The 17,023-nt window shown below is 56.1% G+C and carries 14 protein-coding genes, 2 tRNA genes and 1 pseudogene; 9 read left to right on the top strand and 8 right to left on the bottom strand.

Translation table 11 applies throughout. From position 1 onward, the window contains the following. Positions 1-85: 85 nt before the first annotated feature. The gene (locus tag V0R62_RS11140; protein WP_028689879.1) at positions 86-316 is read right to left on the bottom strand and encodes a hypothetical protein; all 231 of its coding nucleotides are present in this window, start codon (positions 314-316) and stop codon (positions 86-88) included. Positions 317-1,319: 1,003 nt separating this feature from the next. Between V0R62_RS11140 and V0R62_RS11135 the strand changes: the two genes are divergently transcribed. Further along, positions 1,320-1,556: a hypothetical protein gene (locus V0R62_RS11135; RefSeq protein WP_330103753.1), complete on the top strand. Its 237-nt coding sequence runs from the start codon at positions 1,320-1,322 to the stop codon at positions 1,554-1,556. 456 nt (positions 1,557-2,012) lie between these two features. After that, positions 2,013-2,972 (top strand): hypothetical protein, encoded by a 960-nt coding sequence (locus V0R62_RS11130; RefSeq protein ID WP_330103752.1) that lies wholly within the window; start codon positions 2,013-2,015, stop codon positions 2,970-2,972. A 398-nt stretch (positions 2,973-3,370) separates the two neighbouring features. On the opposite strand, the pseudogene V0R62_RS11125 reads toward V0R62_RS11130, so the two are convergent. From V0R62_RS11125 to V0R62_RS11105, 5 genes and pseudogenes are all read right to left on the bottom strand, one after another. Further along, positions 3,371-4,062 (bottom strand): annotated as a pseudogene (locus V0R62_RS11125) (hypothetical protein); the annotation flags it as partial. 328 nt (positions 4,063-4,390) lie between these two features. Next, complete coding sequence (locus tag V0R62_RS11120; protein ID WP_330103751.1) at positions 4,391-5,230, bottom strand: putative phage abortive infection protein; 840 nt, start codon at positions 5,228-5,230, stop codon at positions 4,391-4,393. Between the two features lie 428 nt (positions 5,231-5,658). Beyond that, complete coding sequence (locus tag V0R62_RS11115; RefSeq protein WP_330103750.1) at positions 5,659-7,476, bottom strand: AAA family ATPase; 1,818 nt, start codon at positions 7,474-7,476, stop codon at positions 5,659-5,661. 158 nt (positions 7,477-7,634) lie between these two features. Further along, positions 7,635-7,710: transfer RNA gene (locus V0R62_RS11110), tRNA-Thr, on the bottom strand. Positions 7,711-7,768: 58 nt separating this feature from the next. Beyond that, complete coding sequence (locus tag V0R62_RS11105) at positions 7,769-8,179, bottom strand: pilin (RefSeq protein WP_330103749.1); 411 nt, start codon at positions 8,177-8,179, stop codon at positions 7,769-7,771. 227 nt (positions 8,180-8,406) lie between these two features. On the opposite strand from V0R62_RS11105, the gene V0R62_RS11100 reads away from it, so the two are divergent. Genes V0R62_RS11100 through yacG form a run of 4 tightly spaced genes read left to right on the top strand, consistent with a single transcriptional unit; the run spans position 8,407 to position 11,304 of the window. Further along, on the top strand, positions 8,407-9,615 hold the full coding sequence (locus V0R62_RS11100; protein ID WP_330103748.1) for a type II secretion system F family protein: 1,209 nt from the start codon (positions 8,407-8,409) through the stop codon (positions 9,613-9,615). A gap of 2 nt (positions 9,616-9,617) precedes the next feature. Then, positions 9,618-10,484 carry a prepilin peptidase gene (locus tag V0R62_RS11095; protein ID WP_330103747.1) on the top strand — a complete coding sequence of 289 codons (867 nt, stop codon included), beginning with the start codon at positions 9,618-9,620 and terminating at the stop codon, positions 10,482-10,484. Next, positions 10,484-11,107, top strand: coding sequence for a dephospho-CoA kinase (coaE, locus tag V0R62_RS11090; protein ID WP_330103746.1), 624 nt, complete (start codon positions 10,484-10,486; stop codon positions 11,105-11,107). The genes V0R62_RS11095 and coaE overlap by 1 nt, the downstream gene beginning before the upstream one ends. Further along, entirely contained in the window at positions 11,104-11,304 is a 201-nt protein-coding gene (yacG, locus tag V0R62_RS11085; RefSeq protein WP_011535705.1) for a DNA gyrase inhibitor YacG, read from the top strand. The genes coaE and yacG overlap by 4 nt, the downstream gene beginning before the upstream one ends. 206 nt (positions 11,305-11,510) lie before the next feature. On the opposite strand, the gene V0R62_RS11080 is transcribed toward yacG, so the two are convergent. Next, complete coding sequence (locus tag V0R62_RS11080) at positions 11,511-12,671, bottom strand: MFS transporter (RefSeq protein WP_330103745.1); 1,161 nt, start codon at positions 12,669-12,671, stop codon at positions 11,511-11,513. 634 nt (positions 12,672-13,305) lie between these two features. On the opposite strand from V0R62_RS11080, the gene V0R62_RS11075 reads away from it, so the two are divergent. Further along, complete coding sequence (locus tag V0R62_RS11075) at positions 13,306-14,181, top strand: RHS repeat-associated core domain-containing protein (RefSeq protein WP_330103744.1); 876 nt, start codon at positions 13,306-13,308, stop codon at positions 14,179-14,181. Positions 14,182-14,346: 165 nt separating this feature from the next. On the opposite strand, the gene V0R62_RS11070 is transcribed toward V0R62_RS11075, so the two are convergent. Next, positions 14,347-15,561, bottom strand: coding sequence for an MFS transporter (locus tag V0R62_RS11070; protein WP_330103743.1), 1,215 nt, complete (start codon positions 15,559-15,561; stop codon positions 14,347-14,349). Between the two features lie 192 nt (positions 15,562-15,753). Between V0R62_RS11070 and V0R62_RS11065 the strand changes: the two genes are divergently transcribed. Further along, positions 15,754-16,686 (top strand): FecR family protein, encoded by a 933-nt coding sequence (locus V0R62_RS11065; protein ID WP_330103742.1) that lies wholly within the window; start codon positions 15,754-15,756, stop codon positions 16,684-16,686. Positions 16,687-16,782: 96 nt separating this feature from the next. After that, positions 16,783-16,859, top strand: a tRNA-Met gene (locus V0R62_RS11060). Positions 16,860-17,023 lie beyond the last annotated feature (164 nt).

Genomic DNA, 17,023 nt, shown 5'->3' with positions numbered 1-17,023 from the left:
GATGGTTGAGAACGGGGCGGTGGAAGTGGCGGCCGATCAGGGCACACGCAATAGGGCCGCAAAGCGGCCCCGATGATGCGCGGTATCAGTCTTCGGAAACACTCTCGTCTTTCATCGCCTCCAGCTTGCCGAACTGCTCGCTGGCCAACCGGCTGATGATCCGGATCGCCTGGTGAATACCCGCTGTGTTGCGGAAGCTCAGTTGCGGGTTGTGCTCGCACTCGAGCACCTCGTCGTGCTGGACCAGTGCCTCGCCGAGCAGTTCGAGGGTCCAGACGTAGCTCTGGAGAGTGGACAGGCGTTCATGGTCAGGCATGGGGCACCTCCCGGGTGGCGCGGGTGGCGAGGGAGTGGCTGTCGATCGGGTAGAAGGTTGGGGATGAGGTGGCCGCGGGGGTTGGGCGGCGGAGAGCGGATGCGAGGATCCTCAGTATCTTGGTGGTCATGCATGAGTTCCTTTCGTTGTGGAACTGCCACCGCTCGCGGCCAAGCAAGTTTAGGTGGCAGCAGTACGCGGGTTGGCCGACCGGGACGAAAGGGGCCCGGCACACCCGAAGGTGTCCCGCGCACCACCGCCATGACGCGACATCGCGGGCACAAAAAAAGCGCCTGCGATGAAGACTGGGCGCTGTTGCGCCTTTCGATTCCGACCGGCCAAGGTCGCGTCGCCGATGCTTCGGCGACGGAGGGAATTTATTCCTTGGGGCTTGCTAATGCAAGCTTAGGAAGGCTGGGAAAAGGAGATTGGTGCTGCGGGAAACTGCCTACAACTCAAGGACACGTAGATGCCACCCAACGAGCCGGTTCGGGGCAGCTGAACAAAGCTTGATCGAGGTATACGAAGAACAGTACGGAGACAGACGGACGGTTGTTGGGCGTGAGCGCCCGGTTTTCGCGGGCTGGAATTTGATGGATTTTTTGATGTACCTCATAGGGTATCTACAAACAAATCAGCTGTTTATGGCTTTCCGTGGAATCAAATCAGGAATCTCTGGACTCCAGTGAGAGCGAAGACCACCCGCTTCAAAACGCTAGATGGGGAACGACAGAATCCGCCGAAAATGGCAGCTAGCGACCAGAAGCGGCCTCCGCTCGGCGAAGATCCACAGGTCCTTCGCGGCAGTCAGTAATCAGCCATACCTCACTTTCTTACCACGGTTCGACGCCAGCCAGCCTCAGCGCTGTTCACAAATCACGCCCGCCCGACGCTCTACGAAATCGCTAAACTGGGACTTCCTCAATTTTCGAAGGTCTCGTTTGTAAGCAAGGTCCGTATGTATCTAGATCCGGAGAAATCCGCGACACTGGACAGGCAGATCATGCAAATCCATCAAATCCACAACGACACTGTATTAGCAGCGGTTAAAGAAGACAAAACCAGCATTCCAACCAGTAGGGGGAATTCGAATGCCTATGAGGGGTGGTGCGAACATCTGGCTTATATCGCTCAAACCTACCTGCCTACTATTCGTGTCGTTGACATTGAGCGAGGGCTCTTTCAAATGATCCAAGTTGGACGCGTGAAAGAGGCCGCGAGCATTCTTAAAACCGCCTGAATCACACCGCTCGCTTAGCACTCCTGAACCATACTTGTCTGTGGTGCGGGCTGAAATTGGAACCGCAATCCCAGTGCTGAGTGGCCGTGACGGGTCGATTGCAGCCGTTCGCGACTGACTGCTATCGACCCAATGCTGCCCCTCATTTAAGACCGCTTGCCGACAAAAATGGTCATACAGATATTGTTTAACATTTTCAAATCCATCTGAATGGCTGCACCTGTTCGAAGAGCTGCTGCATATATCCTTGGTGAGCTTTCGGCTCTATCAAATTACAGCGCTGGCTTGGAACCAATCATAGCTTATCAATAGTAGTCTAGGCAGTGGCAAGCATCGCTCGTGGAGAATGTGTACAACACAAAAGTCTTCTGAGTCACCTGAGCGAGCGAGCTTCATAGACAAGGTAATAGCATTTGGTTATGCTTCATAAGCACACACAGACCCAGAAGGAACTCAATGTTAATCCCTGCACTAGAAGTAATGGATAATTATGAACATCACATGTTTAGAGCTAGCTGTGAAAACTCATTAGACTATCAACTAAGAAAAGTTTTGCATATTACTAAGGAAGTTGAGAAATGTCTCGACGAACAAGCGAACGGCCCTTATTGGTACGTTACCGACGAGAGGTTCTCATATAACTTAGACGCACTAATTCACAACCTTTCAATACTCACAGAATACTACCACAACTGGGTAGTCTTTTGTTTTATTGGAACAACCTCTCTCAAAAAGACAAAATACAGGCCGCTAAAAAAAGACAAAAATCTCAATGCTGAGATTGACAAAATATTCAAGTCAAATTCAATTGGAGTCTTGAAATCACCTGAAAGATACCGTGGTGACTTCCATGAGGACTGTAAGAAGGCGTTCATGAAAGCATATGACTTTCTGTTCATTGGGAAGTTTTATGAGATTTACGTTATTAACAATTACCTAAAGCACAATTCGGCTGCTATGAAATATGCCCCCAAGGCGATAATAGGCAATCGCGCAATATCTGTCCCATACATATATATCGAAAAGCCTAATGATCGACTTTTAAACCAATCTGTTTTCAAGAGTCTAATTGATTGCACGCTTGATGGCTCTGAAAAAGCACCCATCAAAAAAGATGATTATTTTCTAGATGTTATCAATGCCACAATTCGCCCGGTGTGCAGCCTTGGAGGGTACAAAGTATATAATGTCAATGATCTAGATTATCTGAAGGGCAGTTCACACGTTGGGCTGCCTGTGGAATCCATCGTGGAACTGGCCCATGAACTTTTTGCAAATATAGCAAAAGTTTTTATCGATGGCTCGAAAAGTGATTTAGATAGAGAGTCAAAGCTCAATCGATTGATTGATGAGATCAAAATCCGCACGCCCAAAACTCTCACAAATTTAATAGAATCCCAAAATAAATCTCTATGAAAGACACATAAAAATATGCAAAGGGCCTTCAAGATCCCATCATCTTTATGATGAAATCCATTTTTTGATGGACTTATTGAAGTTGCATCTCTTTCATGGTGCGAATGATATATCCAACTTTTAGCGGGGAGAGACATCTGGTCGTAACCTCTCTGCATCGACTTTGGTAGTTAGGTGCTGGTCGTAACTGACCGCTACCGCCCCATAGCCGCGTTTCGTGGAGGCCGCTACCGGCCGAAAGCAGTCTCCATCCAAAGCCTTAATGTCCATTTACGAACGCTCAGTCTTGACCGCTTCTATCTTGAATTCTTCAGGGTAACGGTGACGACTCATGGCACCTCCTATTTGGGCCTCATTATGAGGCTTGGAGGTGTCTGCGAAACCAGGGGCGATTCATTCAGCTCTCTCACCGTCAGCCTCTCCGGCGCCTGTTCATACTGCGCCATGCTCATCCATGGCGGCCTGCATCGAGCATTGACCCGAGCAAGGTCTGTTCATCGCCGCCTTTCCCCCGGAATCGGCCCAGTGCCGCATCCAGAACGGCACCGCTGGATAGACAAACGATGCCAACCATTCGGCAAAGTGGGAAACCCAGACCAACCTTCTGGCCCCGTGATTGCGGATAAGCAACCTGGTTGGCTACCGTGTCGGGCATCGAAACGGTTGTTCCATCGACAAGACTTACGGGCCGCCCCATCCAACGCCACGACGAGGGCGCCTGATCAATGACCGATGACGCCGTGTGACGAACCAGTGTTGAGCCCATCTCCACCGGTAGGCGCTGTCTGGCTCTGCAGAAGGCGTCTGTACGAGTGCTGTTAGGCTTCATACCGTTGCAGGATCGCTTGATGGAAAAGTCATTGCCCCCCTGCTGGCAGGAGCGATCAGCACTCATTGCTTGAGCAAGGAACATCGAGAGCGTTTCGGTGGGTGGAAACAGGCGCTCTCGACGTGTTGGCAAAGTTGACTCGACATGCATTAGCAACTCGGGAGCCATGAGGAGATTGAAAAATGCCTGAGCGTCACTGGTCGAAGCATGGTGGCGAAAACGCTGCTGTTGATGCTGAAGGATTTGACGTCTACGATCCATTCTGGGTGGCGTCCTTGGGTTAATGGTGTGTTTTTCGCAACTATCACCGTGGACCAAGGCCAGCCCTTATTCATTTTTTCTTACAGATCAAACTGTTGATTGTCAAGTAAGTGCCATTCAAATCTGCCCCCTTTATTTGGACCCATTTCTTTGCCCTCTTTCTTATTATCGAAAAATTGTTAAGAGTCGAAATTGACGATCGTGGATGATCGCTTTCGACCCTTAGTTGTAATCCGTGGAAGACTGCTATCAGCCAAAAGCGGCCATTAACGTTTGAGTTAATGACGCGCTTTAAGCGAACACCAAAAAATCGGTACTTGCAAACTAGTTAACTGGACTCCCCATATGCGCTCTCGGAGTATAGTTTCAGATGCCTATTGTCGAGTATCCTGACTGTCGGCATGTTATCGAATAATGCGTACCTTTCGATATAAGTGCGAAATTTATGACCTTGATTGGATGTTGAGTTATAGAAAAGAAGAAAAAGCTCTTGATCAGATAGCTGAGCTCTCACTAGCTTTATGTAGGGACCTTCGGAGAATTCGCTCTCATCGACAAATTTTATAAGATTGTATAGGTACCTAAAATAATGCCCTAACTCAGTCTGATGATCCTTCCAGAACAAAGTATAAGAAAGCTCAGCAATACTTTCAGGCGGATACTTTCCTTTACCTTTATTTTTTGTCTCTCGGTAAAGACGAGCAAGCCGCGTGTAAAAAACCCTAAAGCAATCTCTGCCTTTTGTTGTATTTCCACTTTCTTTCTCAACAAGATCTATGGAATTAACAATATCGTTATGTAGAGATAGCATCTGGAAGAATGTACTCTCAAAATTTTGCTTCTTTAAGCTCTTGCTTTGATCATCTAACGCATCTGCTGAGCGTTTAAACTCTTTTCGAGACTCTTTAAGCTCCGCCTGCTGAATAACGATCGTTATCAATAGCCCCATGAAGGTAAGAAAAGTTAGTATTGGATTGAGTACGCCACCAAAGAAGTCTCCCCACTCACCAAATGAGCTTTTCCCGATCGAGAGTAAATTTACAAGGAAAACCAATAAAACAGCTGCGACTGCGGTAACAAATAGACGGTATAAGGCTTGAGTTGTGCGTGAATCGTCTCCGTCGACAATATCGAGAAATGCCTTGTATCCTTTTCTTCTGAATTTCATATTTTTCATTCCTTGATTAGTTGCTTCAGCCAACTACAAATAGGTATCAATTGGGCTAAACCGCCAAGTAGGCGGGCCTTGGCTGCTCTAGATTACGTTTTTTGCGCCGACACTGGACTCTCAGCCAACACATAAAAGTCATTTTGCCAACATGTTGACCAAGTTGCATATTAGCTTTCTGACTGGGAGTTAGACTGGAGAGGTGTTTATGGCCTGATCATTGGAACGAATTGCCAAGGCATTTGGTGAATGGGGACATCTTCAAACTTCCTTAGATACCCATAAGTTGCTGCCGGCCAATTTCTACTCTTCGTGAAAAGTAGTTTCGGACAAAAATGGGGACGTATGCATTTTTCAGAAAAATCTTAGAAAAAATAGATCCGCCCCATTTTTGCCGAACAGCCCGCGTGCTCTTTTGAAAACAGCACTCACTCTGATCGCTCTACCCTTTCTTCATTAAGAGGGCTAGCGCTCTCAAAAATTTCGTAAAGAAGATCAAGCTTTACCCTAACCTCTGCCTCTGCATTTGCAGATAGCTTCGCAAAACTCATAAGGCGATGCAACTCTCCCTTTTTCAGAAGCATTCCACCTCCGATCCTGCGAGCAAGTCTCCGGAAAAACTCATCAGCCAGGCGACTAAGCTTTCTCCGTTCAGTTTTCGCCTCCCATACCAACCGAGCGGCCTCTGCTGGTGACTCTTGCCAAGCACTGTAATCGGTAACATCACCATCAAATACAAGCTCAATCACTACCTGCGAAAGAACCTCATCTATAGCACCAATGGTCTGTTGGGAGAACAGATCATCTGCAGGGTATTGCGCCACAGTATACCGACGTAAAAGATCTGGAGTTACAAAGTAGTTCTCCGTCTCATAACGTCTCCAATAACACATTCTCAGATCACCAAAGTTGCGATCTTGGCGACCTTGACCGTCATTATCTAATACTGCAAGCCCCTTCAGCCCTGGGAGTAAATTCTTCAACCCTTTGAAGTGATCTAAAGGAGTGATACCGAAACCACCCTCTACACGCTCTAGCTCCGCTTGCAAGTCCTGTAAAGGATAGTTATTTTGCACATAAAAAGTATTGATACGCTCATCCCAGATACTTGCCACTGGGTGTTGGATATGCTCGCTCAAAGCACGTAACATATCGACATCAGTCCCACCTTCTACATACAGAACATATCCACGTTCGCGGGCTTTAACGTAGTGGTCTGCGCCGAAATGCTTGAGACTGTTACGAATTTCTTGACGTCCTGCCAAATCATCAGATACGCCCTCAAGCAAAAGCGTCAAATTCGTGTCTAAGGCTTCATCCAAGATGACCTCAGAGTGGGTCACCAATACCACTTGCGACCCATTCTCGCTGGCAATATCCCTAAGCAAAACATAAATTTGCTTTTGCCTCAAAATCTCTAAATGCGCATCTGGCTCATCGACCAAGAGCACACTACCTTTGTGTGAATACAGGTATGCAAACACAAGCAAAATTTGTAACATCCCTCGGCCAGCCGAAGAAATATCCAAGGCCTCCTTAACGCCCCTCTGACGATAAGTCAGAGTGATACTGCCACGAGTCGTTTCCTCTGGATATCCAAGTTCAACACTGAATAGGCGTTTGATTAGCCCGGTGACTCGCTGCCAGTCCTCTTCGGAGGTCTTTGCAACAACTAGGCAAAGGTTTCTCAGTACATCAGCTGTGCGCCCCTGCCCGAGCAAAACATCAACTCGACCTGGCTGTAGGATTGGCTCCTCTGTATCCAACCCAGACATAGGATAGAGCAGCTCGACTTTCAAGCTAGCCGCGTACGCTATTAAATCCAGATTCCCCATGACAGATTCATCAGGAGAGCAGTACACCAGCTCATCACCTTGGCTACGAAAACGCATTGGCAAGGAGTAGACCTCACCCTCATACTCGACACCCACAGTGATTATTAATGGTATGTCTTTATTGGCCTTCCTGACTTGAGTATTGTGCCAAAAAAAGCGCGTTCTTGTAACAGGAACCGCCACAATATTTAAACGGTTCAACGACGTCGCTGTTCGCTCTTTTGCTGCTGACTCTTTACGAATCTCATACCATGTGCGAATTGCTTGAGACCACAAAGCCAAAGCCTGTATAGCACTAGTCTTGCCACAATTATTAGGGCCAATCAGTACAGCCGGGTGGTCTAACTCAATGCGCTGACGAGTGCCGAATCGTTTAAAATTTTCGATTTCTAGATAATGCAAAAGTCGCATTGAGCATCTCCTCTTGTGCGAATTGGCGCATTGCAACCTTGGGATTATACGACACTGGATACAGCATCCTTCAATGCCATCAAACGGAAAAAGCCCGCACTAGGCGAGCTTTACCTCTAACACTTCTAGAATTTGAAGCAAGCCAAGGCGGCCAAAAATGGTGCCGGAGACAGGAATCGAACCTGCGACCTTCGCGTTACGAGTGCGCTGCTCTACCGACTGAGCTACACCGGCGTGTTGCGCAACGTACCATTGCCGTGTCCGTTACGCAAACCCCTGTTTCACCTCACTTTCACGGCGCCTTGCAGCCATTCGGCGCGAGGTCTTCCTCCACCGTGGTCACGCAGCTCCACCCGGCCTGGGTGCGGGCCAGGGTCACGGTCTTGCCCAGCACATTGGCCGGTGCGTCGACCAGGGTGCAGGCGATGCTGGCGGTGCCGTCGGCCGCCGTGCCGCTGGCGGTGATCGCGCAATGGGCGGTGGCGGGCTGGCCGCCGAGGCTGGCGACGTCGGGCACGTCCTTGCCTTCGTTCAGGCGGATGTCCATCGGCGTTTTCAGCGCGGAGATCTCCAGCAGCGCCGCCGCGGCTTTGGTCCGGGCCTGATGGTTGGTGTACATGGGGATGGCGATGGTCGCCAGGATGCCGATGATCGCCACGACGATCATCAGTTCGATCAGGGTAATACCTCGTTGCCCTTTCATGAACGGTCTTCCTTCGTAATACATGGAGGCGCGGTCGGCGCATTTCATCTTGGGTTGCGCCCCGGCCGGCAGGCGCGCAGTAGGCCTGAACCGACACCTTTTGTCACCCCTGCACGGCAGGGCGTCATCTTCGCTGAACTACTCTAGTGAGCGTCATGGAAACGCGCCCGGCCTCGGGCCCGGCAAGCTGTTACGGGGCTTGTCGCCGCACTGCAAAGGACCTTCGCATGCCACCGTCTACCCGCCTCTACGCCTGGGAGGGCATCGATGCCTCCGGCGCTCGTCAACACGGCCAGCAACCGGGGCGCAGCCCGGCGTTCGTGCAGGCCTGGCTGCAACGCCAGGGCATCCGGGCCACACGGGTGAGGTTGGCGGGTGGGTTGCAGTGGCGTTGGCCGCAGCGGGTGGGCAAGCCGGATGCGCCGGGGTTCAGCCGGCAGCTAGCGACCTTGCTGACGGCGGGGGTGCCGTTGTTGCAGGCGTTCGAGGTGATGGCGCGCAGCACGGTGGACAGCGGCATGTCGGCGTTGCTGGCGCGGTTGAAACAGGATGTGGCGGCGGGGCTGGGGCTGGCGGAGGCGTTGCAGCGCCACCCGGCGTGGTTCGATGCGCTGTACTGCAACCTGGTGCGGGTGGGCGAGCAGTCGGGCACGCTGGACCGGCAGCTGGAGCAGATGGCGGGGATGCTGGAAAAGCGCCAGGCGCTGCGGCAGAAGGTGCGCAAGGCGATGCTGTATCCGGCGCTGTTGCTGCTGACGGGGCTCGGGGTGGCAGCGTTGTTGTTGCTGGAGGTGGTGCCGCGCTTTCAGGGGCTGTTCGCCAGTTTCGACAAGGCGCTGCCGGCGTTCACGCAGTGGGTGATCGATTTATCCACAGGGCTGGGCAATCACGTGGGGTGGCTGGTGCTGTTGATAACTGTGCTTGGGGTTGGTGGGCGGGAGGTTTATCGGCGGCATCTGCCGGCGCGCCTGTGGATGGTGCGCTGGGGGCTGCGGGTGCCGGTGGTTGGCACCTTGCTCGGGCAGGCGGCGTTGGCGCGGTTTGCGCGCAGCCTGGCGACATCTTATACGGCCGGCGTGGCGTTACTGGATGCGTTGGCAACGGTGGCGCCGGTCAGTGGCAACTGCCTGCATGAGCGGGCGATCCTGGCGTTGCGCCAGGGCGTGGCCAATGGGGCCAGCCTGCAACAGGCGATGGAGGCTGACGGGCTGTTCCCGCCGCTGCTGCGCCAGCTGATGGCGGTCGGCGAGGCCAGCGGCACCCTCGACACCATGCTGGACAAGGCCGCGCTACATTACGAAGAGCAGGTGAGCCAGGCGCTGGAGCAGTTGACCACGCTGCTGGAGCCGGCCATCGTGCTGATCCTCGGGCTGCTGGTGGGGGGCCTTGTCGTGGCGATGTACTTGCCGATCTTCCAATTGGGTAGCCTGATCTGAACATGAATGCCTGGGCCGTAATCGTCGATCATCCGCCGTTCTTTTATGCCCTGGCCGCGGTGCTGGGGTTGCTGGTGGGCAGTTTTCTCAATGTGCTGGCGTACCGGCTGCCGCTGATGCTCGAGCGCCAGTGGCAGCGCGAGGCGCAGGAGGTGCTGGGGCTGCCGCAGGCCGAGCACGAGCGCTTCGATCTGTGTTTGCCGGCTTCGCGTTGCCCGCATTGCCAGCGCCCGATCCGGGTGTGGGAAAACATTCCGGTGTTGAGTTACCTAGCCCTGCGCGGGCGTTGCTCGGGTTGCAAGGCGCGGATCAGTGCGCGTTATCCACTGGTGGAGCTGGCCAGCGTCCTACTCTCGCTGCTGGTGGCGTGGCATTTCGGGCCGGGCGTGGAGGCGCTGGCGGTGATGCTGCTGACCTGGGGGCTGATCGTCTTGAGCCTGATCGATGCCGAGCATCAGTTGCTGCCGGATGTGCTGGTGCTGCCGCTGTTGTGGCTGGGGCTGGTGGTCAACGCCTTCGGGCTGCTGGTGCCGCTGGCCGATGCGGTGTGGGGCGCCGTTGCGGGTTATCTGAGCCTGTGGACGGTGTACTGGGTGTTCAAGCTGGTGACCGGCAAGGAGGGCATGGGCTTTGGCGACTTCAAGCTGCTGGCCATGCTCGGGGCCTGGGGCGGTTGGCAGATTTTGCCGCTGACGTTGATGCTGGCCTCGCTGGTGGGGGCGCTGATCGGGCTGACGCTGGTGCGTTTGAAGCGCACGCAAATGGGCGCTGCGTTGCCTTTTGGGCCTTATCTGGCGATTGCGGGGTGGATCGCCGTGCTCTGGGGTGATGAAATAGTCGCTTCTTACCTGCAACTGCTTGGAACCTGATGAGCACAGCGCCTTTCACCCCCTGGATTCTCGGCCTGACCGGCGGCATCGGCAGCGGCAAGAGCGCCGCCGCCGAGCGTTTCGTCGAGCTGGGCGTGCACCTGGTCGATGCCGACCAAGCCGCGCGCTGGGTTGTCGAGCCGGGGCGCCCTGCCCTGGCCAGCATCGTCGAGCGCTTCGGTCCCGGCGTGCTGCTGGAGGATGGCCAGCTCGACCGTGGCGCCCTGCGCCAGCAGATCTTCGCCGACCCTGCGCAACGGCAATGGCTGGAGCAGCTGCTGCACCCGCTGATCGGCCAGGAGATCTTCAGCTACCTGGCCAAGGCCGAGACGCCCTATGCGGTGTATGTGTCGCCGCTGTTGATCGAGTCGGGGCAGCTCAGCAAGACCCAGCGCATATTGGTGATCGATGCGCCGACCGAGTTGCAGGTGCAGCGCACCCTGCAACGGGACAACACCAATCCTGAGCAGGTGCAGGCGATTCTCAAGGCCCAGCTGGCCCGGGAAGAACGCCTGCGCCATGCCGATGACGTGGTGGTCAACGATCGTGATCTGCAATCGCTGCACGACGAGATCGACCGCCTGCACCACTTTTACCTGACTTTGCGAGGAGGCCAGCCATGAGCCAGCCGATGACCGTTGATTGCCCGACCTGTGGGGCGCCCGTGGAATGGGGGGAGAAGAGCCCGTTCCGGCCGTTTTGCTCGGACCGCTGCAAGTTGATCGACCTGGGGGCCTGGGCGGCCGAGGAGCACAAGATCGCGGGGGCGGAAGAGTCCGAGGATGAGTTGTATTCGGGGGATCTGGAGCCGCGGCACTAAGCTAGGCTGCCCAGGTGCCTACGCCCATGTGCGTACGCCCCCTGTAGGAGCGGCCTTGTGCCGCGAAAGGGCCGTGCAACGGCCCCTGGATTTCAGTATTTGCGCAAAGATCGCCGGGGCCGCGTTGCGGCCCTTTCGCGGCACAAGGCCGCTCCTACAGTTGAGTGCGTGGTACAGATCATCACTTCGGATGACCAGCCACTCCGTCAATCCACCGCAGCCTGCAACCGCCCCGCCCGCCGATACGCCTGCCGCGCAAAACACACGAACAACCCCGCCATCAGCGCCAACGCCATAGGCAAGCCATGGGGCGCCACATCCATCGCCGCGCCGCTGACCAGCGGCCCGACCAGGCTGCCGACGCCCCACAGCAGGCCGACACTGGCGTTGGCGGTCACCAGGTCCTGGCCCCTGAAGCGCTGCCCGATCAGTACCAGCGCCAGGGTATAGATGCCCCCGGCTACCGCCCCGAGCACCACCAGCAGCGGCCACAGCAGCCAGGTCATCTGCAACAGCCAGGGCAAGGCGATACCGATGCTCATCGCCACCAGCCCGCACACCAGGTGCAGCCCGGTGCGCTCGACCCGGTCGGCCAACCAGCCCAGGGGCAGCTGGAAGATCATGTCACCGGCGAACACCACCGTCACCATCAGCGCCGCCACGCCCACGGCAAAGCCATGGCTGCTGGCATACACCGGCAGCAGCGACAGCACCACGGCATCGAAGAACGAGAAGAACAGCACCGCCACGCACAGCGCCGGGGCGATGCGGAAGAAGCCGGCCAGTCCGAAGCTCTTCTCGCCCTCGTCGCCATGCTCGACATGGTCGTTGGGCACGGTGAACAGGATGCACAGCAGCGCCAGGCCGTAGCCGGCGGTGACCACGCCGGTCAGCCACGGGCTGTCGGCGCCAAGCAGCGCCAGCAGCGCCGGGCCGAGCACCTGGAAGCCGGTGAAGCTGGTGGCGTACAGGGCCATGATCTTGCCGCGGTTGTGCTCCGGGCACAGTTCGTTGACCCACGACTCGCCGAGGATGATCGCGATGCCCATGCCGATGCCAAGCCCCAGGCGCAGCAGCGCCAGCCACAGCATCGAGTCGAAGGCCCACTCCAGCAGGGCGATGCTCAGGGTGCACAGGCTGAAGCTGAGCAGATAGATGACCCGGCGGGTCAGGTGCCGACAGCAGGCATCGACCATGAACGCCGAGAGCATCATGCCCGCCGCCGGGATCGCCGAGATGATGCCGATCTCCAGCGTCCCCGCCCCCGCTTCGTGCAGGCGTAACGACACCAGCGGCAGGCTCGCCCCGAGGCTGAAACCGACCACCGACACGGCGAACAACAGGCCCGCCAGCAAACGCATGTTCATGTACCACTCCTTGCAAGCCGGCGCGCAGGGGCTCTGGCCCTGGCCGACTGGAAAATCCGCTGAAAGATATTCGAACGCAGGCGCCCGCGATCTCGCCGCAAAGGCGCGGGAGGCAGGGGCGCGGATCAGTTCAGGGCAAGATGTGGCGAGAAGGTGAAGGCGAACAGCACACTGCGTCGACGCTTGAGCACCGTGTCGCTCGGCCACGCGCGGCGCGCTGTCGGGGCGACAGGCTGGCGGTGTGGGCGGGGACTACGGGTACGGCGCATTGCATTGACTACGCAGGGATTGAGGAGGCGGCACTCTAGGCCAGGGAGCCCTGAGGCGTCAATCCGCTAATCACAACAGCGGTTCTTGGTCCAAGGGTCAAGCAGCGAAAGGCCGGTTTGCAACCCCACCATTACGCAGCCTTGAAACAACCACCTAATATTTCTGACAGTTGCCAAACCACTAAAGACGGCCCAAGTTCAAGCTTTCATAGGCGCTCTCAGGCCGCTGCCATGCCAATCAAAACCGGACGAACCATTTTACTGGCATCGACGTTCAAAGCTTACCCCTTTGCAGCCTTTTTGCTAGCAGGCTGCTTGAGGCGCGATTGTGGTAATAAAACCCAGACCACGGTGGAGGGAGCGTTATGAATAACCAGGCGGGCGTCAATGTCTTGTTGGCTTCGGACCAACAAAACTCTGTTCTCTTCGAAGCCAATAAAGCACATTCATCACAAAACTTACCCTATTCATGTTATGGCTTACTTCCTGCACTAGGTAATACCCTTGGATTTAATGGTGAACGACTGGAGCCCCTCACGGACAATTACCTTCTGGGTAATGGATTACGAGCATTCAATCCGGTTTTGATGCGATTCAACAGTCCGGATAACATGAGTCCTTTCGCTGCGGGCGGGGTGAACTCATATGCGTACTGCCTAGGCGACCCGATAAACCGTCGGGACCCTAGCGGTAACATTTCTGAGTCCTTACGTCGCTTTTTCAAAAAGTCACCCACCCAACGAAATTTGCCTGCCAGTGTAAAAATCGAAACATCTGATACCTACACCACTTCTACTTATACCAGGACCTACACAACAGATAAATTCCCCATGAATATCGTTAACAGTCCAAAGAACATCCCAGAGGGCTGGCAGCTGATTGGGCTCCATGGAACAAAAACAATAGAGGATGTCAATTCCCTAGAGTCGGGTTTGGATATTAGCCATTCAGGAGGCGGGCTGGCTGGGCGAGGCACATACATTACGCAATATGCCGAACTGGCAAATAACTTCACAGGCCATGATGGGTCTGGCTATATAGTTGGCGTTTACGTCAAGGACTTTTCGCGCTGGATTGAAGGCGTACATTTTACCCGCCTTCACAGTCAAGTGATGGTTATTCACGAAAGAGCGTATTACGCCGTTAAAATGTCAAGAGACATAAAATTCCCAATGGTGTTCGATACTACTTATGCAGAAAACCCATCGGACGAGCCCTACGGAGGGCGATCCTGGTTCTAATCCAGTTTGCGAGTTGAGCACTCTTCGGGGGAGCCGCCGTTGGGGATCTGCTTGGGCTTGCCGTAAATTGGCAGGCCTAGGCTCCGAGGGGAAATGAACGGACACTATTTCATCAGAAGCGCGATCCCGGCCCCGCGCTGAAATCCAGCGAGGGGCCTTTCGCTGTCATTTCTTGCCAGTAGCCGGCAAAAACACCGCCAACAACCCAAACAACGGCAGGAACGAACAAACCCCATACACATACTCGATCCCACGCAGATCCGCCACATACCCCAGCAGCGCCGCGCCGATGCCGCCGAAGCCGAACATCAGCCCGAAGAAGATCCCGGCAATCATCCCGACATTGCCCGGCACCAGTTCCTGGGCATACACCACGATGGCCGAGAACGCCGACGCCAGGACAAAACCGATCACCACGCTGAGCACGGTGGTCCAGAACAGGTCGGCATACGGCAGCGCCAGGGTGAACGGCGCCACCCCGAGGATCGAGAACCAGATCACCGCCTTGCGCCCGATGCGGTCACCGATCGGCCCGCCAAAGAACGTGCCCGCCGCCACCGCGCCGAGGAACAGGAACAGGTGCAACTGCGAACTGGCCACCGACAGCTGGAACTTCTCGATCAGATAGAAGGTGAAGTAGCTGGTGAAGCTGGACATATAGAAGTACTTGGAGAACACCAGCAGGCCCAGAACCACCAGCGCCAGGATCACCCGCTGGCGCGAGATGCCATGGGTGGCCTGCACCGCCTTGCGCGCCTTGGCCTGGTTGAGGTGTTCCTTGTACCAGCGGCGCAGCATCAGGGTCACGGCGAAGAAGAACAGCCCGGCCACGCCGAACCAGGCGACATGGGTCTGGCCGAAGGGAATCACGATCGCCGCCGCCAGCAGCGGGCCGAGGGCGGAGCCAGCGTTGCCGCCGACCTGGAAGCTCGACTGGGCCAGGCCGAAGCGCCCGCCGGAGGCCAGCCGGGCGATGCGCGAGGTCTCGGGGTGGAAGGTCGACGAGCCGATGCCCACCAGCGCCGAGGCCAGCAGGATCATCGGGAAGCTGCCGACGAAGGCCAGCATCACGATGCCCGCCAGGGTGCACAGGGTGCCCATCGGCAGCAGGTTCGGCGTGGGCCGCTTGTCGGTGATAAAGCCCACCCACGGCTGCAGCAGCGACGCGGTGATCTGAAAGGTCAGGGTGATCAGCCCGATCTGGGCGAAGCTCAGGTCGTAGTTGGCCTTGAGCATCGGGTAGATCGCCGGCAGCACCGACTGGATCAGGTCGTTGATCAGGTGCGCCAGGGCACAGAAACCGATGATGCGCATCACCAGCGGGGAGGCCTGGTTTGCCGGGCTGCTGGCGCTGGAAGTCGTGGTACTGCTGATGGCCATGGGCTGGATGTCCGTCCGCGGGTTGGGATCCGATTATCGTGAAACAAATAGATACGAAGCTACCTTTTTATTTGGGCGAGCCTTCCATCCGACACGTACTTGTAAATAATTCTCAATATATTTAGCATCCTTTCTCCTCTTCCCTGTAAATGCGGGGCGAAACCGCCCTCCCCCTGCGAGCAGACCGATCCCATGAGCCCGATGCCCGCCTTGCAGCCCACGCCCGACCCCGAGCAGGAAGCCCTGGACTGGTTCTCGCGCCTGCGCCAACCCGGCTGCGACGAGGCCCTGCGCCAGGCATTCGCCAGCTGGTGCCAGGACCCGCTCAACGCCAGGGCCTATGCCCAGCTCGAAGCCTACTGGCAGCAATTGCAGGTACCGGCGGCGCGCCCGCGACCACGCATCGCCAAGGTCCGCCGCAGCCGTGCCGGGCTGTGCCTGGGGCTGCTGTTTCTGCTGCTGGTGGGCGCACTGGCCTGGCTCTACTGGCCGGTGATGCAGCGCCTGGGCAGCGAACTGCACACCGACAGCGGCGAGCGCCGCAGCGTACGCCTGGCCGATGGCTCGACCCTGCACCTGGACAGCGCCAGTGCGATGAATGTCGACCTGCGTGGGCGCACCCGACAGTTGCAGTTGGTGCAGGGCCAGGTCTACCTGGAGGTGATGCTCGATGGCCGGGCCATGGAGGTGCAGGTCGATGACACGCGGATCCAGGTGTTCGGCACCCGCCTGCAGATCGCCCGCCACGCCGACCACGACGAACTGGTGGTGTTCAACGGCAAGGCCGCGGTCCTGCAGGGTGGCGACCAGCGCCTGGTCAATGCCGGCGAACGGGTGACGTTCAACGAAAGCCGGATCAATCCGGTCGAGAAGATCGACGTCAAGCTGGCCGATGCCTGGCGCAACGGCCAGTTGAAGGCCAGGAACCTGCCATTGAGCGAGGTGCTGGAGCGCCTGGCCGATTACCGTGGCCAGCGGGTCTGGCTGCTAAACGAGCAGGCCGCCTACCAGCGGGTCAGCGGCGATTTCGACCTCGACCACCCGCCGCAGAGCCTCGAACGCCTGGCCGCCGATCAGCAACTGCGCCTGCACAACCTGCTCGGCCACTGGCTGATCGTGCGCTGAAGCGCCCTGCCCGGCTAAGTTTTTGAAAGGTTGGAAATTTTTTTTGAAAACGTTGTTGACAGAATCGCGATTCGAGCTAATAATGCGCGCCAAGTCGGCTACATAGCTCAGTTGGTTAGAGCATAGCATTCATAATGCTGGGGTCCGGGGTTCAAGTCCCTGTGTAGCCACCAAACACTTGCTTCTTACGTTGCCTATGCCAATGTACGAAACGACAAAAAGCCTGCCTTGTGCAGGCTTTTTTGTTTCCGGTGAATCTGCGTATCTTCCCACACCTTTCTTCACGCCGCCTGCTCCTTTGCAGATAAGGAAGCCGAGGTGTACACGCCGTTGAAGC

The sequence above is a fragment of the Pseudomonas carassii genome, assembly GCF_036324045.1.
Lineage (GTDB): Bacteria > Pseudomonadota > Gammaproteobacteria > Pseudomonadales > Pseudomonadaceae > Aquipseudomonas > Aquipseudomonas peradeniyensis.
This window is presented reverse-complemented; position numbering and strand designations above follow the sequence as displayed.